This is a genomic window from Streptomyces sp. NPDC059355 (genome assembly GCF_042752335.1).
In the GTDB taxonomy this organism is placed as follows: Bacteria; Actinomycetota; Actinomycetes; order Streptomycetales; family Streptomycetaceae; genus Streptomyces.
In genome coordinates this window covers 241137-263634 of record NZ_JBHYXN010000005.1, presented here as the reverse complement: position 1 = coordinate 263634, position 22498 = coordinate 241137, and the positions used below count along the sequence as shown (strand labels likewise).

18 protein-coding genes are annotated in these 22498 nt (G+C 74.0%); 7 read left to right on the top strand and 11 right to left on the bottom strand.

Annotation, left to right across the window (positions count from 1 at the left end; genetic code table 11):
• Window positions 1-33: 33 nt before the first annotated feature.
• From ACFXGI_RS07620 to ACFXGI_RS07610, 3 genes are read right to left on the bottom strand one after another with little or no spacing between them, the layout of a single operon-like run.
• Window positions 34-810 (bottom strand): sugar phosphate isomerase/epimerase family protein, encoded by a 777-nt coding sequence (locus ACFXGI_RS07620; protein WP_384704547.1) that lies wholly within the window; start codon window positions 808-810, stop codon window positions 34-36.
• Window positions 811-869: 59 nt separating this feature from the next.
• The gene (locus tag ACFXGI_RS07615; protein ID WP_384704504.1) at window positions 870-2048 is read right to left on the bottom strand and encodes a dihydrodipicolinate synthase family protein; all 1179 of its coding nucleotides are present in this window, start codon (window positions 2046-2048) and stop codon (window positions 870-872) included.
• Window positions 2045-3169: a Gfo/Idh/MocA family protein gene (locus tag ACFXGI_RS07610; RefSeq protein ID WP_384704545.1), complete on the bottom strand. Its 1125-nt coding sequence runs from the start codon at window positions 3167-3169 to the stop codon at window positions 2045-2047. The genes ACFXGI_RS07615 and ACFXGI_RS07610 overlap by 4 nt, the downstream gene beginning before the upstream one ends.
• Before the next feature lie 208 nt (window positions 3170-3377).
• Between ACFXGI_RS07610 and ACFXGI_RS07605 the strand changes: the two genes are divergently transcribed.
• Window positions 3378-4454: a LacI family DNA-binding transcriptional regulator gene (locus tag ACFXGI_RS07605; RefSeq protein WP_384704502.1), complete on the top strand. Its 1077-nt coding sequence runs from the start codon at window positions 3378-3380 to the stop codon at window positions 4452-4454.
• Window positions 4451-5260 (top strand): sugar phosphate isomerase/epimerase family protein, encoded by an 810-nt coding sequence (locus tag ACFXGI_RS07600; protein WP_384704500.1) that lies wholly within the window; start codon window positions 4451-4453, stop codon window positions 5258-5260. Before ACFXGI_RS07605 ends, ACFXGI_RS07600 begins: the two co-directional genes overlap by 4 nt.
• On the opposite strand, the gene ACFXGI_RS07595 is transcribed toward ACFXGI_RS07600, so the two are convergent.
• The 5 genes from ACFXGI_RS07595 to ACFXGI_RS07575 form a co-directional block, all read right to left on the bottom strand.
• Window positions 5248-6300: a hydroxyacid dehydrogenase gene (locus ACFXGI_RS07595; protein WP_384704498.1), complete on the bottom strand. Its 1053-nt coding sequence runs from the start codon at window positions 6298-6300 to the stop codon at window positions 5248-5250. The genes ACFXGI_RS07600 and ACFXGI_RS07595 overlap by 13 nt on opposite strands.
• Window positions 6297-7208 carry a carbohydrate ABC transporter permease gene (locus tag ACFXGI_RS07590; RefSeq protein ID WP_384704496.1) on the bottom strand — a complete coding sequence of 304 codons (912 nt, stop codon included), beginning with the start codon at window positions 7206-7208 and terminating at the stop codon, window positions 6297-6299. Before ACFXGI_RS07590 ends, ACFXGI_RS07595 begins: the two co-directional genes overlap by 4 nt.
• Window positions 7205-8104 (bottom strand): carbohydrate ABC transporter permease, encoded by a 900-nt coding sequence (locus ACFXGI_RS07585; protein WP_384704494.1) that lies wholly within the window; start codon window positions 8102-8104, stop codon window positions 7205-7207. Before ACFXGI_RS07585 ends, ACFXGI_RS07590 begins: the two co-directional genes overlap by 4 nt.
• Window positions 8104-9429: an ABC transporter substrate-binding protein gene (locus ACFXGI_RS07580; protein WP_384704492.1), complete on the bottom strand. Its 1326-nt coding sequence runs from the start codon at window positions 9427-9429 to the stop codon at window positions 8104-8106. Before ACFXGI_RS07580 ends, ACFXGI_RS07585 begins: the two co-directional genes overlap by 1 nt.
• 136 nt (window positions 9430-9565) lie before the next feature.
• Window positions 9566-10726, bottom strand: a complete 1161-nt coding sequence (locus tag ACFXGI_RS07575; RefSeq protein WP_384704490.1) for a substrate-binding domain-containing protein — start codon at window positions 10724-10726, stop codon at window positions 9566-9568.
• 188 nt (window positions 10727-10914) lie between these two features.
• On the opposite strand from ACFXGI_RS07575, the gene ACFXGI_RS07570 reads away from it, so the two are divergent.
• The 4 genes from ACFXGI_RS07570 (at window position 10915) to ACFXGI_RS07555 (ending at window position 16148) form a co-directional block, all read left to right on the top strand.
• Window positions 10915-12714, top strand: coding sequence for a beta-galactosidase family protein (locus tag ACFXGI_RS07570; RefSeq protein WP_384704488.1), 1800 nt, complete (start codon window positions 10915-10917; stop codon window positions 12712-12714).
• A 71-nt stretch (window positions 12715-12785) separates the two neighbouring features.
• Window positions 12786-13856, top strand: a complete 1071-nt coding sequence (gene galT / locus ACFXGI_RS07565; RefSeq protein ID WP_384704486.1) for a galactose-1-phosphate uridylyltransferase — start codon at window positions 12786-12788, stop codon at window positions 13854-13856.
• A complete protein-coding gene (galK, locus tag ACFXGI_RS07560) occupies window positions 13853-15010 on the top strand; it encodes a galactokinase (RefSeq protein ID WP_384704484.1) in 1158 nt (385 codons plus the stop codon). Before galT ends, galK begins: the two co-directional genes overlap by 4 nt.
• Window positions 15011-15194: 184 nt before the next feature.
• Complete coding sequence (locus ACFXGI_RS07555) at window positions 15195-16148, top strand: aldo/keto reductase (RefSeq protein WP_384704482.1); 954 nt, start codon at window positions 15195-15197, stop codon at window positions 16146-16148.
• A gap of 7 nt (window positions 16149-16155) precedes the next feature.
• Here the strand turns inward: ACFXGI_RS07555 and ACFXGI_RS07550 are convergent, their stop codons facing one another.
• The 3 genes from ACFXGI_RS07550 to ACFXGI_RS07540 all read right to left on the bottom strand — a co-directional run bounded on the left by ACFXGI_RS07550 (window position 16156) and on the right by ACFXGI_RS07540 (window position 20640).
• A complete protein-coding gene (locus tag ACFXGI_RS07550) occupies window positions 16156-16851 on the bottom strand; it encodes a carbonic anhydrase (protein WP_384704480.1) in 696 nt (231 codons plus the stop codon).
• A 184-nt stretch (window positions 16852-17035) separates the two neighbouring features.
• Window positions 17036-17899 carry an ABC transporter permease gene (locus ACFXGI_RS07545; protein ID WP_384704478.1) on the bottom strand — a complete coding sequence of 288 codons (864 nt, stop codon included), beginning with the start codon at window positions 17897-17899 and terminating at the stop codon, window positions 17036-17038.
• Complete coding sequence (locus tag ACFXGI_RS07540) at window positions 17896-20640, bottom strand: alpha/beta fold hydrolase (RefSeq protein ID WP_384704476.1); 2745 nt, start codon at window positions 20638-20640, stop codon at window positions 17896-17898. The genes ACFXGI_RS07545 and ACFXGI_RS07540 overlap by 4 nt, the downstream gene beginning before the upstream one ends.
• Window positions 20641-20905: 265 nt before the next feature.
• Between ACFXGI_RS07540 and ACFXGI_RS07535 the strand changes: the two genes are divergently transcribed.
• A complete protein-coding gene (locus ACFXGI_RS07535; RefSeq protein WP_384704474.1) occupies window positions 20906-22432 on the top strand; it encodes an ATP-dependent DNA ligase in 1527 nt (508 codons plus the stop codon).
• Window positions 22433-22498: the final 66 nt, after the last annotated feature.

Below are 22498 nucleotides of genomic sequence, written 5' to 3'. Positions count from 1 at the left end.
ACGGCTCAGGCCATGTGCTTCGGCTCGCGCGCCTCAGGCCACGTGCGCGCGGTAACGGTCGATCACCTCCCGCAGCACCTCGGCACCGTCTCGCGCCCAGAGCCCCGGATGGAAGATCTCCACCTCCACCGGCCCGCGGTAGCCGGCCACGTCGGCCAGCTCCCGGAACGCCCGCAGATCGATACAGCCGTCGCCCAACTGCCCCCGCCCCAGCAGCACCCCGGCCGGCAGCGGGGTCACCCAGTCGGCCACCTGGACCGACACGATCCGCCCGCCCGCACCCGCCCGGCGCAGATCGGCGGGCAGCCGCTCGTCCCACCACAGGTGATAGGAGTCGGCGACCACTCCCACCTGCTGCGCCGGGAACCGCTCGGCGATGTCCAGGGCCTGGCCGAGCGTGGAGACCACACAGCGGTCCGACGCGAACATCGGATGCAGGGGCTCGATCCCCAGCCGTATCCCGTGCGCGGCCGCCCACGGGGCGAGCTCACCCAGGACGTCGACGATCCGCCGCCGCGCCCCCACCAGGTCCCGGTCGCCCTCGGGCAGGCCCCCTGAGACCAGGACCAGTACGTCGGCGCCCAGCTCGGCGGCCTCCTCCACGGCCCGGCGGTTGTCCGCGAGGGCCGCCGCCCGCCCCAGCGGATCGGCGGCGGTGAAGAACCCGCCGCGACACAGCGAGCTGACCCGCAGCCCGGCCCCGGCGACCAGCTTCGCCGTCTCGCGCAGCCCGAACTCCCGCACCGGATCCCGCCACAGCCCGACCGCGCCCACCCCGGCCGCGACGCACCCGTCGACCAGCTCGGGCATCGACCACTGCCGGACGGTCTCCTGGTTGAGGCTGAACCGGGCCGGGGCCGCTCCCCGGCTCACGACGCCACCCCGTACACCGCGAGGAGCTGCCGCATCCGCGCCTCGGCGAGCTCCGGATCGGGGAACAGCCCCAGCAGATCGGCCTGTTCGTAAGCGGTGGCCAGGTGGGGGAGCGGCCGGGCCGACTGGAGCCCGCCCAGCATCGTGAAGTGCTCCTGGTACCCCGCCAGCCAGGCCAGCAGCACCACCCCGGTCTTGTAGTGGCGGGTCGGCGGGGCGAACAGGTGCCGGGACAACGCCACCGTCGGATCCAGCAACGCGCGGAAACCGACGGGGTCGTCCCGGTCCAGGGCGAGCCCGGCCCTCGCGGCCAGCGGGGCGATCGGGCCGAAGACGCCCAGCAGGGCATCGCTTCCCGGCTCCCCGTCCCGCTCCCCGGCGATCAGTTCGGGATAGTGGTAGTCATCGCCCGTGTAGCAGCGCACGCCCGGCGGGAGTCTGCGCCGGATCTCCCTCTCCCGCTCCGCGTCCAGCAGCGAGACCTTGATCCCGTCCACCTTCTCCGGACAGTCGGCGATCACCTTGAGGAACACCTCGGTGGCCGCGTCGAGATCGGCGTGCCCCCAGTAGCCGGCCAGCTCCGGGTCGAACACCGGGCCCAGCCAGTGCAGTACGACCGGCCGGGCACTCTGCCGCAGCAGCCTCCCGTACACCTGCGCATAGTCCTCCGGGCCACGCGCCGCGGCCGCCAGAGCGCGAGAGGCCATCAACACGGCTCCCGCCCCGCAGGACTCGACATGCGCGAGCTGTTCCTCGTACGCGGCGGCGATCGCGGTCAGCGTGTGGCCGCCGCCCGGGGCGAGCTGGTCGGTGCCCGCGCCGCAGACGATCCGGCCGCCCACCGCCCGGGCCTCGGTGGCCGACCGGCGGATCAGCTCCGCCGCGGCCGGCCAGTCCAGGCCCATCCCGCGCTGCGCCGTGTCCATGGCCTCCGCGACCCCGAGGCCCTGTGCCCACAGCCGGTGCCGGAAGGCCAGCGTCGCTTCCCAGTCCACCGCCGGGCCGGCCTGGGCGTCCGGGCCGCCGGCGCAGGCGGAGAGCGGATCCGCCACCACGTGCGCCGCCGCATAGAACCTGCGGCTGCGCGCCGGACCGCGGACCAGCGGGGCGAGCGGATCGGTACGGGGCCGGTGCAGACGATATCCGCCGTCCGCCGCCGGGAGCCGGATGCTCACAGGACCACCTCCGGCACCGGCAGCCGCAGGCCCTCCGCGGAGGACCGCAGCCCCAGCTCGGCGAGCTGCACCCCGCGCGCGCCGGCCAGCAGGTCCCACCGCCAGGGCTCGTCGAGGACGACATGGCGCAGGAACAGCTCCCACTGGGCCTTGAAGCCGTTGTCGAACGGGCCGTTGTCCGGGACCTCCTGCCACTGGGCGCGGAAGGCCTCCGTCTGCGGCAGATCGGGATTCCACACCGGTTTGGGCGTCGTCCCCCGGTGCTGGATGCGGCAGCCGCGCAGCCCGGCGACCGCCGACCCCTGCGTCCCGTCCACCTGGAACTCCACCAGCTCGTCACGGTGGACCCGCACCGCCCAGGAGGAGTTGATCTGCGCGACGGCGCCGCCCTCCAGCTCGAAGACTCCGTACGCGGCGTCGTCCGCGGTCGCCTCGTACGGTTTGCCCTCCTCGTCCCAGCGGCGCCCGATGTGCGTACGGGCCAGTGCCTGCACCGTGCGGACCCGGCCGAACAGCTCGTGCAGCAGGTACTCCCAGTGCGGGAACATGTCGGCGACGATGCCCCCGCCGTCCTGCGCCCGGTAGTTCCAGGACGGCCGCTGGGCGGGCTGCCAGTCCCCCTCGAACACCCAGTACCCGAACTCCCCGCGCACCGACAGGATCTCGCCGAAGAAGCCGCCTTCGATCAGCCGCTTCAGTTTCAGCAGCCCCGGCAGGAACAGCTTGTCCTGGACGACCCCGTGCTTGACCCCGGCCTCCGCGGCCAGCCGGGCCAGCTCCAGTGAGGAGGCGAAGCTCAGAGCGGTCGGTTTCTCGCAGTAGACGTGCTTGCCCGCCGCCACGGCCTGCCGGACCGCGGCCTCGCGGGCGCCGGTGACCTGCGCGTCGAAGTAGATCTCGACCTCGGGGTCGGCCAGCACGGCCGCCAGGTCCGTGCTCACGTGCTCCAGCCCGTGCTCCTCGGCGATGGCCCGCAGCGCCGGCTCCCGGCGCCCGACCAGCACCGGCTCGGGCCACAGCGACCGGCCGTCGCCGAGGTCCAGCCCGCCCTGCTCGCGCAGGGCGAGCAGCGAGCGGACCAGATGCTGGCGGTATCCCATCCGCCCGGTCACGCCGTTCATGGCGATCTTGATCGTCCTGCGCTCCACGGTGTCCCCTCCTTCATGCCCGTCGTCCGATAGAAAGCGCTTTCACTCCCATCAGGCTAGGGCCGGGCCTGAGCGCCGCGCAACACTCGTTCGAGTGATGGAAAGCGCTTTCTGAATCGGGGAGTATGGAGATCCACACCCGGATGAGACGATGGCCCGGGACGAGCAGGAGGGGTGAAAGATGGCGGTGACTCTCGCCGAGGTCGCGGCGTACGCGGGCGTGTCGCCCGCGACGGTCTCGCGGGTGCTCAACGGCGGATACCCGGTGGCCGGCGGCACCCGGACCCGTGTGGAACAGGCCGTCGAAGAGCTCGGTTACGTGGCCAACGGCCCTGCCCGCGCCCTCGCGGCCGCCACCTCCGACCTGGTCGGCGTCCTCGTCCACGATGTGGCGGACAGCTTCTTCGGCATCCTCGCCGGATCCCTTCAGAGAGCCCTCGCGCCGACCGGCCAGGGCGATCCCCGCCGCCTCGCCGTCGTCTGCAACACCGAGGGCGCCCCCGAAGCCGAACTCGCCTACCTCACCCTGCTGGAGGGCCAGCGCGCGGGCGGGGTGGTCCTGACCGGCGGCGCCGTCGAGGAGCCCGGGCACACCGCCGCCCTCGCCGCGCGCATCACCCGGATGGCGGACGCCGGCGCCCCCGTCGTGCTGTGCGGGCGGCCCCCGTTGCCCGTACCTGCCGCACTGCCCGTCGCCACCGTCATGTTCGACGACCGGGGCGGCGCCTTCCGCCTCGCCGAGCACCTGCTGTCGCTCGGCCACCGTCGCATCGCGTACGTCGCCGGCCCGCCGGGGCTGAGCACCACCCGGGAGCGGCTCGGCGGCCACCGCGAGGCGCTGCGCCGGCACGATCCCGACCTGCCCGAAGCCTGCGACCCGCTCACGGTGCACGCCGGTTTCGAGCGCTCCGCCGGCTACGACGCCACCCGCGAGCTGCTGCGCCGCGGGGCACCCTTCACCGCCGTCGCCGCGGCCAACGACACCGTGGCCACCGGAGTGGCCGCGGCCCTGCGCGAGGCAGGCCTGCGCATCCCAGGGGACGTCTCCGTCGCCGGCTTCGACGACCTCCCGGTCTGCGTGGACACCGCCCCCGCCCTCACCACCGTCCGCGTACCGCTGCGCGAGGCCGGCATACTCGCCGCCCAGCTGGTCACCGGCCGCAGGCCGTTGCCGCCCGGCGGCATCACCACCTTGCCCACCGAGCTCATGGTGCGCGGTTCCACCGCACCACCCCCGCATGAGGGGAGCCGTCCGTGAGGTATGCCTTCTCCACGCTCGGCCTGCCCGGGGCGCCGCTCGAGCGCAGCGCCTCCCTCGCCGCCGCCCACGGCTACGAGGGCTTGGAGCTGCGCGCCCACCCCGAGGAGCCCCTGCACCCCGACAGCCCTCCGGCGGACCGGGCGGCGGGCCTGCGCACCCTCACCGCCGCCGGGGTCGAGGTCCTCGCAGTCGCGGGCTACGCCCGGGTGGCCGCCGCCGGCGCGGACGAGCCGGTCCTCGCCGAACTGCACGCCCTGATCCGGCTCGCCGCCGACCTCGAAGCCCCGTACGTCCGGGTGTTCCCCGGAGGCGCCGGGCAGCCCGATTCCGCCGCCGATGCCCATGCCGTCCGCAGGCTGGCCGCCGCCGCGCCGTCCGCCGAGCGGCACGGGGTGCGGATCCTCCTCGAGACACACGACTCGCACCGGACCGGAGCCGCCGCCGCGCGGGTGCTGGACCGGGTCGGGCAGGGCGGCGCGGGGGCGCTGTGGGACGTACTGCACACCTGGCTCGGGGGCGAGTCGCCGGCGCAGTCGCGGCGGGCGCTGGACCGGCACCTGGGCTACGTACAGGTGAAGGACGTGGCGTCGGCGCAGGAGCTCACCCCGCTCGGGCTCGGCGCGGGGGTGCTGCCGCTCGCCGAGGCGGTGGCCTCCGTGCCGCAGGACGGCTGGCTCTGCTGGGAGTACGAGAAACGCTGGTATCCCGGCGCCGCCGAGCTGCCGGGTCGGCTCGCGCGGGGCCGGGAATACCTGGAGCGGCTGGTGGCCGAGGGAGCGAGTGCGCCGGCTCAGGCCGAGTAGGCGAGCCGGCCCCGGTCGACGGCGTAGCGGAAGTCCAGCCCCAGGGCGTACCGCTCCAGCTCCTCGACCGCCGTCGCCGCGAGCCGGTCGAGCTCCCCGCCCAGCGAGCCCGCCACATGAGGGGTGAGCAGCACGTTCGGGAGGTTGTACAGCGGGGACCCGGCGGGCAGCACCTCGGGCTCGGTGTGGTCGAGCACGGCGTGCAGCCGCCCCGCGACCAGCTCCTCGGTCAGCGCCACCGTGTCGACGAGCGATCCCCGCGCGGTGTTGACCAGCGTGGCGCCGTCCGGCATCAGGGCCAGCCGCGAGGCGTCCAGCAGGTGAAGGGTCTGCGGGAGCGCGGGGGCGTGCAGGGTCACCACGTCGCTGCGGCGCAGCAGTTCGTCGAGCACGCAGGACTCGCCGCCCAGCGCGCCGAGCTCGCCGGGGTCGGCGTACGGATCGTGGACGAGCACCCGCAGGTCGAAGGGGCGCAGCAGCTCCATCACGCGGCGCCCGATGAGCGAGGCGCCGACGACGCCGACGGTGCGGTGGTAGTTGCCGACGGCCGGGTAGCGGCGCAGCAGGTCGATCGGGCCGCGCGCCGCCCGGTACGCGTGGGCGGATTCCAGGACCCGCTTGTTGGCGAACAGGATCGCGGCGAGCGTGTACTCGGCGACGGGCACGGCATTGGCGGCGGCGGCGCTGGAGACCAGCAGCCCGCGCTCCCAGCAGGCCTCCGTGACATGGTGTTTGACGCTGCCGGCGGCATGCACCACGGCGCGCAGCCGCGGCATCCGCTCCAGCGCCTGGGCGTCGAGCGGCGGGCAGCCCCAGCCGGTCAACAGCACTTCGGCGTCCGCCAGACGGCGCCGGAGCTCGGGCTCGTCGTGCTCGAAGCCCGTCAGCAGCAGGTCGGTGTCCACATCGGCGACCCGGACCAGCTCGGGCAGCATGCGGCCGCTGAGGACGGCGGCCCGGGTGCCGGGGCTCATGGCGAGCACGGTGGCGGGGCGGCGCCGGGCACCGGGGGGTGCGGCGGGGAAGAGGTGGTGGGTCACTTGACGGCTCCTGCGGTGAGACCCGAGCGCCAGAACCGCTGCAGGCCGAGGAAGGCCAGAACCAGCGGGACGACGGCGACGAGTGAACCGGTGATCACCAGGGGATAGAGCTCGGGCTGCTGGTAGACGCTGCGGTTCCACATGAACAGGCCCAGACTGACGGGGTAGAGCCGCTCGTCGTTCAGCATGGTCAGCGCGCCGTAGAAGTTGTTCCAGATCGCCGTGAAGGTGAACAGGAAGATGGTCACAAACCCCGGCCACAGCATCGGGAACGACACGTGCGCGAAGAGCCGCAGTTCACCCGCGCCGTCGACGCGGGCGGCGGCCAGCACCTCGTCGGGGACGTATCCCTCGGCGAACACCCGGGCCAGGTAGACGCCGAAGGGGTTGACCAGGACGGGCACCAGGTAGGCCCAGTACGTGTTCACGGCGCCGGCGGCCGAGGCCATCAGGTACAGCGGCAGCTGGAGCACGGTGGCGGGGACGAGGACCCCGGCGAGGACGACGCCGAAGAGCTTCTCCTTGTGCCGGAACTCGTAGGCGTGGAACGCGTAACCGCACGCCAGGCTGATGAGGGCGGAGAGGGTGGAGCCGACGACGGTGTAGAGGAGGCTGTTGGCGAGCCAGCGGCCGAAGATGCCGTCGTTGTACGTGAAGACCTCGCCGAGGTTGGTGAAGAGGCTGAAGTCGCCGAAGGCGTAGGGGTCGGTGGCGAAGAGGTCCCGGCGGTTCTTGGTGGCGGCCAGGACCAGCCAGGCCAGGGGCATCAGGGTGTACGCGGCGACGAGGAGGAGGACGGCGTTGACGGCGGTACGGGAGAGCAGGCCGCCGCCCGCCCTGCGCCCCGGGCCCGGGGCCGCGCCGGCCGCCCCGGCTGCGCCGGCGGCGGCGGCGAGTGAGGCGGTCATGCGGACCTCCAGCGGTTGCCGAGCTTGGTGACGACGTACGAGGCGGCTCCGGCGACCAGGGCGAGGAGCAGCGCGCTCGCGGCCGCCAGTCCGTAGTCGTGGCCCTTGAACGCGGCGCTGAAGACGTACATGGTCGGGGACCAGGACTCGCCCATTTCGGTGGCCCGCAGCCGGAGCAGCTGCGGGGCGTCGAAGAGCTGGACGGCGCCGACGCAGGTGAACAGGACGGTCAGGACGATCGTGGGCCGGATGCTCGGCACCTTGACCTGGAAGGCGATGCGGATGGCTCCGGCGCCGTCCATGGTGGCGGCTTCCAGGGTCTCTCGGGGGACGGCCTGGAGCCCGGCGAAGAAGATGATCATGTTGTAGCCCATCCACTGCCAGGCCGAGATGTTGACCACGGACAGCAGGGCCTCGTCGCGGCCGAAGAAGTCCCAGGAGACCCCGGCCGAGTCGAGCACGTCGAGGACGGGGCTGAGGCCGGGCGTGTACAGGTAGAGCCAGACCATCGCGGCGATCAGGCCGGGGACGGCGTGCGGCAGGTAGAAGGCGATCTGGAAGAACCGCCGGGCTCGGGCGAGGACGGAGTCCAGCAGCAGGGCGAGGAGCAGCGCGCCGCCGACCATGACGGGGATGTAGAGCAGGCAGTAGACGGCGACGTGGCGGAACGAGGCGAGGAAGAGGGGATCGGTCAGGGCCTCGGTGTAGTTCCCGATTCCGCTGAAGACCCGCTGGGCCCCGCCGAATCCGAGCCCGGACCGCTCCTCGCGGAAGAGGCTGAGCCAGGCGGCGTACCCGATGGGGGCGACGGTCACGAGCGCGAAGAGGAGGAAGAAGGGCGCCATGAACCAGGCGGCCGCCCCGCCGCTGCCTCCGGCGGAGTCGGTGCGCGGCATCAGCCGGCCAGGCCCAGGCCGCGGTCCTTGATGGCCTTCTCGGCGGCCGACTGCCCCTCGCTCAGGGCCTTGACCAGGTCGGGGCCGGTCGCGTTCTGCGCCGAATCGACCTGGAGGTGGACCGGGTCCCAGGTCCAGCCGGGCACGATGGTCGCCGCGGCCGCGCCGGCGAGGCCGTACGGGTCCTGCCCCTCGAAGTACGTCGTGTCGAACAGCTTCGCGGCCTCGGCCCGCATCTCGGCATTGGCCGGCAGGGCGCTGCTCGGCGACTTCAGCGAGCTGAGCCGCGCCTTGACCGCCTCCGGGTCGGTGGTGACCCACGCGATGAACTCCGCCGCGGCCTTGGTCTGCTTGCTGCCCTTCGGCACGATGTACGAGGTGCCTCCGTACATGCCGGTGGCGGGTTTGCCGTCCCAGGTCGGCAGCGGGGCTATGCCCCACTTCCCCTTGAGGTCGGGATAGTTCGCCAGGAAGGTGCCCGCCGTCCACGCCGCGCCGATGACGGTGGCGACCTGCCCGGACGAGCGTTCCTTCGCCTCGCCCTCACCCCACAGGGGGGTCTTCGACACCACCCCGGAGGCCATCAGGCCGTTCCAGTACTCCGCCACCTTCTTCGAGGCGGGGTCGTTGATCGCGACCTTCCACTTCTCGCCCTCGGTGCCGTACCACCGGGCGCCCGCCTGCCAGGAGAGGCCCGCGAGCACCGCCGGGTCGCCGCCGCCGAGGTTCGTGATCCTCACCGACGGGTCGGCCTGGTGGATCTTCTCCCCGGCCGCCTTGTACTCGTCCCACGTCGTCGGCACGGCCACCCCGTGCTTCTCGAAGATGTCCTTCCGGTAGAAGAGTTCGAGGGGGGTGACGTCGAAGGGGACGGCCCAGGTCTTTCCGCCCGGCTTCACCAGCGACTGGACCGCTTCCGGGAACTTCTCCGATACGAGCTTCCCGGAAGTCCCGCTCAGGTCCTCCAGGTTGCCGCCGCTCGCGAACTCCGGGAGCGCCGAGTAGTCCATCGTCGCGATGTCCGGCGCGTTGCCGCCCTTGACGGCGTTGGCCAGCTTCGCCGCCCCGTCCGGCCCGCCCGGCACCGCCGAGAACCGCACCCGGATGTTCGGGTGCGTCGTGTTGAACGCGTCCGCCGTCTGCCGGGCTCCCGCGGACGAGGACCAGTAGGTGACGGTGACGGGCTGCTCCGGCGAGCCGCCGGCCGTCGCGGACCCGCCCGGTTTCGCCTCCCCGCCGCACGCGGTGGCGAGCAGGGACAGGGAGGCGGCCGAGACGGTCAGAACGAATCGGGGCATGCGGGAGGAACGGAAGCTGCGCGACATGGAGTGGCTCCTACGGACGACCGCAGACGGCGGCGGATGGGAGAACGCGGCCCATCTTTTGTGCGAACAGGCACACCGTCAAGAGCGAACGCACAACTCGATCGAAATGATCGCCCAATGAGCCTCTCCCTGTTCTTTATGAGCGGATCGTCAATCGCGGGAGCAGCTCCACGTGCTGCCGCGGACCCTCACCGGCACCCGTGGCGGCCCCCGGCGCCGTCAGCCGGTCCAGCAGCAGCCCCGCCGCCCGCGCCCCCACCTCGCGCTTGGCCGGCGCCACCGCCGAGAGCGGTACGTCGGCCAGCCCCGCCACCTCGTCGTCGTACGTGATCACCGCGAGGTCCTCCGGTACCCGCACCCCGCGCGCCTGCAGTCTCGGGATCAGCATGATCGCGTCGGTGTCGCTGTGGATCAGGGCGGCGCTCACCCCACCCGCCGTCACCGCCTCGCACAGGTACTCCAGCGTCCGCGCGAACAGATCGGCGTCCGAGAGCGGGCCCGGCCCGGCCGCCGGCCACGGCGGCGCCGGCTCCAGGCCGAGCGCGGCCACCGCCGCCTCGTACCCGGCCCGCAGCCGCGGCGTCGTCGGTGTCGCACGGCTGGCCAGTGCGATCCGCCGGTGCCCCCGCTCCACCAGGTGCTGCACCGCCGTCGCCGCGCCGTGCGCGTGGTCGGAGGCCACCCGGTCCAGCGCCGCCGCCGGATGCCCCGGCGGGGCCCAACGCTCCACCAGCACCGTCGGAACCGGCAGCTCCGCGGTCCACGCCCCCTCGCCGGGGCCGGGCGAACCGGCATCCCAGTTCGGGGTGAGCAGCAGCCCGTCCGCCCCGGTGGACAGCAGCCGGTCCGCCTGTGTCCGGTCCTCGCCCGGCAGGTACCGGGTCAGCCCCACGGTCAGCCGCGCCCCGTGTGCCTCGACCACCTCACGGGCCCCGCGGGCGACGTCGGCGTAGTAGTACTCCGTGGTCGGCACGACCATCCCGACCACCAGCCCCTCGGCAGCCGCAGAGCCCGCCCGGCCTCCGGACGGGCCCGCCATCGACGCGGCCGTCTCCGTCCCCACCGGTGCCGACGCCCGCCCCGCCGTCGCCGCGCCGCCCGGACGCCCGGTCTCCACCCGGCTGATCACCCCGTGCATCCGGTGGATCTCGCCCCGGGCCGCCATGGCCTCGATGTCGCGCCGCAAGGTGACCGGCGAGACGCCCAGCTCCCGTGCCAGGTCCGCCACGCGCACACTGCCCCGCGCCCGGACGAGCGCGAGCACCTGCGCCTGCCGCTGGTCCACATGTGGTCTCAAGGTTTCCCTACCCCCTGCGGTCTTCCGACGGCATCCCTGTCCGCGCCGTGTCCCCGCCATCATAGAGAACCGAACCGATCGATTCGATCGTTTCCGATCAACCGGTCATTGACGGCCTGCCGCCGCGTTCATATATTCGGCGGCGTCCCGCACCTCACGGCATCACGACCTCTCTCGGGAGTCAGCGCATGCTCACGTACGACCAGGACGGATTCCGGCGCGCAGGGCGCCCCCACCGCATCGTCTCGGGAGCCCTGCACTACTTCCGGGTCCATCCGGACCTGTGGGAGGACCGGCTGCGGCGGCTGCGCGCACTCGGTGCCAACACGGTCGACACGTACGTCCCCTGGAACTTCCACGAGAGCGCCCCGGGCAAGGCCGACTTCACGGGCCCGCGCGACCTCGGTCGCTTCCTGCGCGCCGCCCAAGGCCTCGGCCTCGACGCCATCGTCCGCCCCGGCCCGTACATCTGCGCCGAATGGGACTTCGGCGGCCTGCCCGCCCGGCTCCTCGCCGTCGACGGCCTCCACCTGCGCTGCTCGGACCCGCGCTTCGAGGCCGAGGTCGACGGCTGGTTCGACCTCGTCGCGCCCGAGCTGCTGCCCCTGCTCACCAGCCGCGGCGGTCCGGTCGTCGCCGTCCAGATCGAGAACGAGTACGGGTCGTACGGCAACGACACCCGCTACCGGGCACACGTGGAACGGGCACTGGTGGAACGCGGAGTGGACTGCCTCCTGTTCACCGCCGACGGGCCCGAGGACGCCATGCTCCAGGGCGGCACGCTCCCCGGCCGGCTCGCCACCGCCACCTTCGGCGCGCTGCCCGCCGAACGCCTCGCCCACCTGCGCCGCTACCAGCGGACCGGCCCGCTCGCCGCCATGGAGTTCTGGATCGGCTGGTTCGACCACTGGGGCGAGGACCACCACGTCCGCGCCGTCGAGGACGCGGCGCGGTCCCTCGACGAACTCCTCGCCACCGGCGCCTCGGTCAACCTCTACATGGCCCACGGCGGCACCAACTTCGGCTTCTGGGCCGGCGCCAACCACACCGGATCCCGCCCCGGCGACCCCGGCTACCAGCCCACCGTCACCAGCTACGACTACGACGCCCCCATCGGCGAGGCCGGTGAACTCACCCCGAAGTTCCACGCGTTCCGCGAGGTCATCGGCAAGTACGTGGCACTGCCCGAGGGCCCGCTGCCCGAGCCGCCGCCCCGCATCACCCCGGCCCTCGCCGTCCCCGCCGGCACAGCCGCGCTCATGGACCACCTCGACGTGCTCGGCGGGGAACCAGCGCTGCGCCCGGCGCCCGAGCCGATGGAGAAGCTGGGCCAGTCCCACGGGCTGATCCACTACCGCACCACCGTCACCGGGCCGCGCCCCTCCATGCCCGTCCGGATCGACGGCCTCGGCGACCGCGCGTACGTGTCCGCCGACGGCGAGCCCCTCGGCATCCTCGACCGCAACCGCCCCGACGAGGGACTCGACCTGGCCGTTGGTGAGGACGGAGTCGTCCTCGACGTCCTCGTCCGGGCCCAGGGCCGGGTCAACTACGGCCCGCTGCTCGACGACCGCAAGGGCATCTGGCGCGGTGTCCGCCACGGCCACCAGCAGCTGTTCGAGTGGGAGATCCGGCCGCTCCCGCTCACCGACCTGACCGGCCTCGGCTGGTCGCCGTACACCCGGGAAGCGCCGCAGGACACGAGCCGACCCGCTTTCCACCGCTTCACCCACGCCCTCCCGGGCGCCGCCGCCGACGGATTCCTCGACCTCTCCGGCTGGGGCACCGGCCTCGTCTGGCTCAACGGCTTCCTCCTCGGCCACTACGACACCCCCCGCGGCCCGCAGCGCACGCTCTACGCCCCCGCGCCCCTCTGGCGGACCGGCCGGAACGAGATCGTCCTCCTCGAACTGGAGCGCCCCGGCGCCGATCTGCCACTGCGTGACGGCCCCGACCTCGGCCGCCCCACCGTCGTCACCCTCGAGTGAACCGGCGTGCCCACCGATCCCGGCGAACCCCCGCACACGCGCCCGACCTTCCCCTGAGAGAAGCTCTTCCCGTGAAGCGAACGAGCACCCGCCTGGCCGACGGCCGCGAGATCCTGTACTACGACGCCGACGACGGTGCGGCCCGCGCCGTCCCCGACACCCGCCCCCTCGACGCGTCCGACACCTCCTGCGAGGTGCGCCGCGACCCGCTGCTCGGCGACGCCGTCGTCATCGCCTCCCACCGCCAGGGCCGCACCTACCATCCGCCCGCCGACGCCTGCCCGCTGTGCCCCTCCACCGAAGGGCGCGCGAGCGAGATCCCGGCCCCCGACTACGACGTGGTCGTCTTCGAGAACCGCTTCCCCTCCCTCGCCGGCGGCACCGGCCGCTGCGAGGTCATCTGCTTCACCCCCGACCACCGGACCTCCTTCGCCGAACTCGACGAGGAACGCGCCGCGCTCGTCCTGGCCGCGTGGACCGACCGCACGGCCGAGCTCTCCGCCCACGCCGGGGTCCGGCAGGTCTACTGCTTCGAGAACCGCGGCACCGAGATCGGCGTCACCCTCGCGCACCCGCACGGCCAGATCTACGCCTTCCCCTTCATCACCCCGCGCACCACCCGCATGCTCGCCACCGTCGCCGCCCACCGCGCCCGCACCGGCGGCAACCTCTTCGAGGAGGTGCTCGCCGCCGAACGCGCCGAGGGCACCAGAGTCGTCCTCGAAGGGGAGCACTGGACCGCCTTCGTGCCGTACGCCGCGCGCTGGCCGTACGAGGTCCACCTCTATCCGCACCGCCGCACCGCCGACCTGACCACCCTCGACGACGCGGCCCGCGCGGAGTTCCCGCGCCTCTACCTGGAGCTGCTGCGCCGATTCGACCGGCTGTTCGGGTCGTCCGCGCCCACCCCGTACATCTCCGCCTGGCACCAGGCGCCGGTCTCCGGCGTGGGCGAGGTCGGAGGCGTGGACGAGGAAGACGGGCGGGCCGACTTCGCGCTCCACCTGGAGCTCTTCACGGTCCGCCGCACCGCTGACAAGCTCAAGCACCTGGCGGGTACCGAATCCGGGATGGAGGCCTACATGAACGACGTCCGGCCCGAGGACGCGGCCGCGCGGCTGCGTGAGGTGGCGAGCCGGTGAGCGGGACCGCGGACGGATTCCACCGGCTGTACGGGACCCCGCCCGAGGGGGTCTGGGCGGCGCCGGGCCGGGTCAATCTGATCGGCGAACACACCGACTACAACGACGGCTTCGCCCTGCCCTTCGCCCTCCCGCACCGCACCGAGGTGGCGGTGGCCCGCCGCCCGGACCGGACCTTGCGGCTCCACTCCGCCGACGTCCCGTCGGGCGTGGTCACCCTTCCGCTCGACCGCTTGCACCCCGGCCGCCCGCCCGAAGGCCCGGAGAGCTGGGCCGCCTACCCCGCCGCCGTCGCGTGGGCGCTGCTCGACGCGGGCCTGCCCGTCGGCGGAGCCGACCTGCACATCCGCTCCGACGTGCCCACCGGAGCCGGACTCTCCTCCTCCGCCGCCCTGGAGGTGGCCACCGCCCTCGCCCTCACCGACCTGTACGGGATCCCGCTCACCCGGCCCGAACTGGCCGCGCTGGCCCGCCGCGCCGAGAACGCGTACGTCGGCGTGCCCTGCGGGGTGATGGACCAGATGGCCTCGGCCTGCGCGACCGAAGGCCACGCCCTCCACCTCGACACCCGCACCCTCGAACAACTCCACATCCCCTTCGACTGCGCGGCGGCCGGACTGCGCCTCCTGGTCATCGACACCCGCGTCAAACACGCCCTCGGCGACGGGGCGTACGCCCGGCGCCTCGCCTCCTGCCACGGCGCGGCCGCCGCGCTCGGACTGCCCGCCCTGCGCGACCTCCCGTACGAGGACTTGGAGCCGGCGCTGGCCCGCCTGGACGACCCGGTCCGGCGCCGCCGCGTCCGCCATGTCGTCACCGAGAACCGACGGGTCGTACGGGTGGAGGAACTGCTGCGCGCCGGACGGCTGCGCGAGACGGGCCTGCTGCTGACCGAGGGACACGCCTCGCTGCGCGAGGACTACGAGGTCTCCTGCCCGGAGCTCGACCTGGCCGTGGCCACCGCCAACGGCGCGGGCGCGTACGGGGCCCGGATGACCGGCGGCGGGTTCGGCGGCTCGGCCCTGGCCCTGATCGACGCCGACGCCGAGGCGGCCGTGACCCGGGCGGTCACGGAGGCCTTCGTCGCGGCCGGGTTCAAGCCGCCGCGCGTGATGGCGGCGGCCCCGGCCGCCGGCGCCGGACGCATCCTCTGAGAGGGGAGCGGGGGAGGCCCCGCCGGGCGCGCCGCCCTGCCGGCGCCATCGCCGGCGCCGCCGCCGAGCCGGTCGAGGCGGCCGCCGGGCGGGACCCCGGCCTCGCCGTCCGCCCGGTGGACGGGGGCCGGACGATCGGCAAGACTCCCGCCGATCCCTTCTGACGTTCGGAGGAACGAAACGCATGCGCTACATCCCGCTGGGCAGTTCAGGTCTTCAGGTCTCCGCCGTCGGACTGGGCTGCAACAACTTCGGCGGCCGCCTCGACGCGCAGGCCACCCGCGCCGTCGTCGACGCCGCCCTCGACGCGGGGATCACCCTCCTCGACACCGCCGACATCTACGGCGGGCGCGGCGGATCCGAGCGCCACCTCGGACAGGCCCTCAAGGGCCGCCGCGACCAGGTCGTCCTCGCCACCAAGTTCGGCTATGCGGGCATGTCCATGGAGTACGGGCCCGCGGCCGGATCCCTCGGCGGCCGCGCCTACGTCCGCCGGGCCGTCGAGGAGTCCCTGCGCCGCCTGGACACCGACCACATCGACCTCTACCAGCTGCACAGCCCCGACCCGGCGACCCCCGTCGCCGAGACCCTGGCCGCGCTCACCGAGCTCGTCGCCGAGGGCAAGATCCGCTACATCGGCCACTCCAACTTCAGCGGCTGGCAGCTCGCCGAAGCCGCCCACGTCGCCCGCGAGACGGGCGCGGTGCCCTTCGTATCGGCGCAGAACGAATGGTCGCTGCTCCAGCGGTCCGCGGAGCGGGAGCTGGTGCCGGCCGCCCTGCACTACGGCCTCGGGGTGCTGCCCTACTTCCCGCTCGCCAACGGCCTGCTGACCGGCAAGATCCGCCGGGGCACCGCGGTACCGGCGGGCTCCCGCCTGGAGGGCCGCGACGGCTACGTCACCGAGGAGCGCCTCGACACCGTCGAGGCGCTGGCCGCCGTCGCCGACAAGCACGGCCGCAGCATCCTCGAACTCGCCATCGGCTGGCTCTCCGCCCGGCCCGGCTGCTCCTCCGTCATCGCGGGCGCCACCTCGCCCGAGCAGGTACGGGCCAACGCGGCCGTCGCCGACCGCCCCCTGGAGCCCGAACTGCTCGCGGAGATCGACGCGATCGCGGGGGCGTGGACCACGCGGTGAGCCGGGCTCAGGCGGGTGCGCCCGTCAGGACTTCGACCTTGCCGGTGTCCAGCGAGTAGTACGCGCCGACGACGCCGAGGGCGCCCTTCGCGACGAGGGGCCCCAGGTCGGAGTTGGCGCGCAGATCGTCCGCGGTCACCTTGATCTGGTGGTGGGTCATGGTGTCGACGGGGTCGGCGCCCGGGTTCCGGGCCGTCAGCTCGTACGCCGGCACCATCGCCTTCGCGAGCGCCTCCAGGTTCCCGGGCAGCGGCTTTCCCGCCTTCAGCGACGTGTACGCGGCCTCGACGGCCCCGCAGCGCTGGTGTCCCAGCACGACGACCAGCGGGGTCCCGCCCGTCATGGGCCCGTACTCGACGGAGCCGGTCACCACCGGGCCGACGGCCTGCCCGCCCGTGCGCAGCACGTACAGGTCCCCGAGCCCCGTGTCGAAGATCAGCTCGGGTGCCACCCGGGAGTCGATGCACGAGAGGACCACCCCGAAGGGATCCTGCGCCTCGGCGACCAGCTCGCGCCGCTCCGGATCCCGGTCGGGGTGGTCGAGTTTGCCGCTCACCCAGCGCTTGTTGCCCTCCATCAGGCGGGTGAACGCGGCCTGAGGGGTGGCCGGACGCGGCTGCGGGGCCGCGGTCGCCACCTTCCGGGGAGGCGGGGACGAGCACCCCGAGAGGGCGACGACGGCGGCCGCGAGACCTCCGGTCAATACGCCCCTGCGAGCCGGAAGTCCTGCTGTGTGCATCGGTCGTACCCCTCGGTGCCGCGCAGACGCGTCGATGCGTCGTGACGACCGCGATTGTTCAGCGTGCCGGGGGTGACGGGGCGGCAGACGCACGCGCCCGCCGCCCCGATTGCCACAGACGGCCCACGCCCGCCGCGGGCGGCCGCCCTCAGGACACGATGTCCTTGCGGGCGAACCCGCGGAAGGCGAGGGCGAACAGCACCAGCGCGTACGACACCGACACCGCCGTCCCCTTGATCATCCCGCCCCACTCCAGATGCGGCTGCAGCGCGTCCGCCCAAGCGAACTGCCAGTGCGCGGGCAGGAACTCCCGCCAGGAGCCGAGCGCCGTCACCGCGTCCAGCACGTTGCCCACGATGGTCAGGCCGACCGCGCCGCCCACCGCGCCCAGCGGTGCGTCCGTCCGCGTCGACAGCCAGAACGCCAGTCCGGCCGTGACCAGCTGCGACACGAAGACGAACGCCACCACCAGCGCGAGGCGCGGCACGCTCTCCCCGGCCGCCAGCGAGCCGCCGGTCGGCAGCTTCAGCGGGCCCCAGCCGTACGCGATCGTGCCCGCCGTCAGTGCCACCAGCGGCAGCAGCACCATCGCCGCCAGGCTGAAGCCCAGCGCCACCACCAGCTTGCTCCACAGCAGCCGGGTCCGCGGCACCGGCGAGGCCAGCAGGTAGCGCAGCGAGGACCAGCTCGCCTCCGATGCCACCGTGTCCCCGCAGAACAGCGCCACCGGCACCACCAGCAGGAAACCGGCCGACACGAACAGGCACGTGGCGGCGAAGTTCGCCCCCGAGGCCGTCGCCGTGTCGATGAGCGTGATCCGCCCGTCCCTGCCGCCCCGGCCGTCCTGCCCACCGCCCACCGCGAACGCGATGATCATGACGAACGGCAGCGCGGCCAGTACCCCGCCCATCACCAGCGTCCGCCGCCGGCGCCACTGCCGCAGCGCCTCCACGCGCAGCGGCAGCGTACGGCTCGCCCGGTAGCCGGGGGCCACCTCCGTCACGGCGCTCATGCCGCACCTCCGATCAGGGTGAGGAACGCGTCCTCCAGCCGGCGGTGCGGACCCACCGCGCTCACCGGCACGTCCAGCCGTACCAGCTCGGCGATCAGCCCGGTGGCCGTCGCGCCTTCCAGCCGTACGAGCAGCCCGTCATCGGCGGCCGTCACCGCACCCACTCCCTCCAGCGCGGCCACCTTCGCCACGGTCCCCCCGTCCACCGGCCCGGCCAGCGTCACCAGCAGGGTGTCCCCGCCGCCGGTGATCTCCGCGACCTCGCCCGCCCGTACCAGCCGCCCGCGGTCCATGACCACCAGGTGCGTGCAGGTCTGTTCCACCTCCGACAGCAGGTGGCTGGAGACGATGACCGTCCGCCCGCCCGCCGCGTACCGGATCATCACGTCCCGCATCTCCCGGATCTGCGGCGGATCCAGACCGTTCGTCGGCTCGTCGAGGATCAGCAGGTCCGGCATGCCGAGCATGGCCTGCGCGATCGCGAGGCGCTGCCGCATGCCCTGCGAGTACGTGCGCACCGCGCGCTCCAGCGCGTCGCCGAGCCCGGCGATCTCCAGCGCCTCCGCCATGTGCGCGTCCTCGCCCGGACGCCCGGTGGCCTGCCAGTACAGCTCCAGGTTGGCCCGCCCCGACAGGTGCGGCAGGAAGCCGGCCCCCTCGACGAACGCCCCGACCCGCGACAGCACCGGCGCCCCCGCCCGAATCGGGTGCCCGAACACCCGGATCTCGCCCGCGTCCGGCGAGATCAGCCCCATCAGCATCCGCAGCGTGGTGGTCTTGCCGGCGCCGTTGGGCCCGAGCAGGCCCAGGACCTGCCCCTTCTCCACCCGGAACGACAGGTCCCGCACCGCGTAGCGGTCCTGCACGCCCCGGTACCGCTTCGTCAGACCCGTGATCTCCAGTGGTACGTCGGCCGGCGCAGGCTCGGGCTGCGCTGCCAGACCCCGCGCCCCCGCACTCTCCCGGCCGGTCCTCCGGATCCCCAGCAGCGCCGCGGCCAGCAGCGCCGCACCCAGCGGCAGTCCCCAGGTCCACGCGGGCAGCCCCGCCGAGGCCGTCCGGACCCCGTCGGCCACCGGCACGGCCACGGCGCCCCGCACCGCGACCGTGTACGTGGCCGGCGCGGCCGGGGACGCGTAGCCGAGGTCGGTGGCGGCGACGACGAGCCGCAGCCGGTGCCCGGCCTCCACGGCGTGGTCGACGGCGGGCAGCCGCAGCTGCACGGTGGCCCCCTGCTGCGCGTTCTCCACCCGCACGGGGGCGACCAGCTGACTCGGCAGCACCGCCTGGCGGCCGTCGGGCCCGACGTCGTACAGCTTGCCGAACAGGACGGCCGAACCGTCGGCAGCCGTCGAGCTCACGTTCAGGGTGACGGCCGGGGCCCCGGTGACCCGTACCTCCTCGGCCAGGGGCTCCGACTCGAACCGGGCGTTCTGCCCGGGGAAGTCCAGTGACAGCCCGGCCCCGACGGCGGCGAGCTGCCCGCCGATCCCGGGCAGGGAGGACAGTGCGGGAGGGGCGCCGCCCGCCGGATTGGCGAAGCTCTGCTCCCGGCCGCTCAGGGCGAACGCCCGGGGAGCGGAGGCCAGCCCCGGGTAGCGCTCGCCGCTCGCGCCGCGCAGCTGTACCGCCCCGTCGGTGGAATCGATGCCTCCGGAGCGCGAGACGCGGAAGGCCGGGCCGGTGTCCGCGCCCTGCTCGTCCTTGAGGTAGCGGTCGAACCAGCCGGCCACCCGGTCCTCGACCCGGGCCGACTCGCGCAGGCCGCCGTCGTGCCCGCCGGCCGCCCAGTCCACCGAGACGGGCGCCCCGTTCGCCGCGATCGTCTTCGCCATCGCGTCGGCCTGGTCCAGCGGGAACAGGGAGTCCTCCTGGCCCTGCACGATCAGCGTCGGCACCTTGATCCGGTTCCCGACCGCCGACGGACTGCGCCCCTCCAGCAGGGCGCGGGCCTCGGCGTCGGGCTTCCCGGCCGCCGCGACCCGCTCGTACATGGCGCACAGCTCGGGCTGGAACCGCCCGCAGGCGGTGGCGCCGCCTGCGGGTGCGGGGGCGGGGCCGGACGCGGGGGCGGTGTCCGTACCCGGGACGCCCCCGGGCCGCATTCCGTCGGCCGAACCGGTGGTGAAGAACAAGCCCGCCCACAGCTTCTTGAACACGCCCTGCGGGAAGAGGGAGTCCGCGAGGTTCCAGTACGTGATCTGCGGCGCGATCGCGTCGACCCGCTTGTCGTATCCGGCGGCGAGCAGCGAGACGGCCCCGCCGTAGGAGGCGCCGGCGACGCCGACGCGCGGATCGCCGTCCCCGTCGAGCCGCACCTCGGGCTGTCGGGCGAGCCAGTCGACGAGCCGGGACACGTCCTTGACCTCGTGCTCGGGATCGTTCAGCCCGATCTGCCCGCCGGAGCGGCCGAAGCCGCGCGCCGACCAGGTCAGGACGGCGTACCCGTCCCGGGCGAGGCGCTCGGCCTGCGCGCGGACGTCGTCCTTGCTGCCGCCGAAGCCGTGGCCGAGGAGCACGGCGGGCCGCTTCCCGGCGCCGCCGGCCGTGAAGTACGAGGTGTCGATGGCCGCGCCGGGCATCTCCACCACGCGGTCCTGGCGGTGCACGGCGGGCGCCTCGCCGGACGCGGCGGCGGTCCACGTACCGGCCCCGGCGACGACGGCGAGCGCGGCGGCCCCCGCGAGCAGGCGGGTGCGGCGGCGCCGTGGCAGCCGGAGCTTCGGCAGTCGGGGCTTCATACCGAAACCCTAGACGCCGGGCCGCCGCGCCCTGAGCGCCCCCGGGCGGAACCGCCCACCTCCTGGAGGAGTACCCGGGCGGCCCGGCATACCGCGCCTGCGGTACGGGGGTGTCCGCAAAGTCCCGCCTGCCCCGCGACGCCCGGTGCGTGCTGTCGGCGCACCGGACGCCGCGGGACCGCCCTCCGGGCGGCCGGCGCTGCTTCGGGGACACCCCCCCAGGACCCGACCTGCGGTGTACGACGAGCGGCGGGAGGATGACGGCATGCTGCTCGCCGAGGTCGCGCGTGTGTCCCGGGAGGTCGCCGAGACCTCCGCCCGCTCCCGCAAGACCGCCCTGCTCGCGGAGGTGTTCGCCGCCGCGCCGCCCGAGGAGGCCGGTCTGGTCGTCTCGTACCTCTCCGGGCGCCTCCCGCAGGGCCGGCCCGGCATCGGCTGGCGTGCGCTCGCCGCCAAGGTCGACCCCGCCGCCGAGCCCACCCTGACCGTCACCGCCGTCGACGCGGCGGTGACCGGGTTCGCCGCCGTCGCGGGAGCGGGCGCGCAGGCCGAGCGGCGCCGGATCCTCGGCTCCCTGCTCGGCGCGGCGACCGGGCCCGAGCAGCGGTTCCTGCGCAGCCTGCTCTCCGGCGAGGTCCGCCAGGGCGCCCTCGATGCGGTCGCCCTGGAAGGGGTCGCCGCGGCCGCCGGGGTGCCGGCCGCCGCACTGCGCCGCGCCGCGATGCTCGACGGCTCGCTGCCGCGGGTGGCCGCGGCGGTACTGGCCGACGGGGCGGCGGCGCTGCGCGAGGTCACCCTGCGCGTCGGGCAGCCCGTACAGCCGATGCTGGCGAACACCGCCAAGTCGGTGGCCGAGGCCCTGGCCACGCTCGGGCCCTGCGCGGTGGAGGAGAAGCTCGACGGGATCCGGGTGCAGGTGCACCGCGACGGGGACGACGTACGGGTGTACACGCGGTCCCTCGACGACATCACCGGCCGGCTGCCGGAGGTGGCGGATCTCGCTCGGGCGCTTCCGGGGGAGCGGTTCATCCTCGACGGCGAGGTGATCGGGCAGGCGCCGGACGGCCGGCCCGTGCCCTTCCAGGAGGTCGCGAGCCGGGTCGGATCACGGATCGACGTCGAGGCGGCCCGCCGGACGCTGCCCGTCGTCCCCTACTTCTTCGACGTGCTGGCGGCGGGGGACGAGGTGCTCCTCGACCTCCCGGTGCGCGAGCGGTACGCGGCGCTCGCCGCTCTGGTGCCGCAGGACTCCCGGGTCCGCCGGCTCGTCGTCGAGGACCCGCGGGAGCAGGCGGCGGCAGCCGAGGAGTTCTGGGCCGCGACCCTGCGCCGCGGTCACGAGGGGGTCATGGTCAAGGGCCTCGACTCCGCCTACGCGGCCGGGCGGCGCGGCAGACAGTGGCTCAAGGTGAAACCGGTGCACACCCTCGACCTCGTGGTGCTCGCCGTCGAGTGGGGCCACGGCCGGCGCACCGGACTGCTGTCGAACCTGCACCTCGGGGCGCGGGCAGCCGACGGCACGTACGCCATGCTCGGCAAGACCTTCAAGGGGCTCACCGACGAGATGCTGCGCTGGCAGACCGAGCGGCTGGGGGAGCTGGCGGTGGAGGACGACGGGTTCACGGTGCGGGTGCGGCCCGAGCTGGTCGTGGAGATCGCGTACGACGGGCTCCAGCGCTCCCCGCGCTACCCGGCCGGCGTCGCGCTGCGCTTCGCGCGGGTGCTGCGGCACCGCCCGGACAAGCGTGCACAGGAGGCGGACACGGTGGAGACGGTGCTCGGCGGGGGCTGAGGTGGAAGAGGCCGACCCGTCTTTGCCTCAGAGGCAAGGGAAATTGCCAGGCAGGCAGGATTCTGG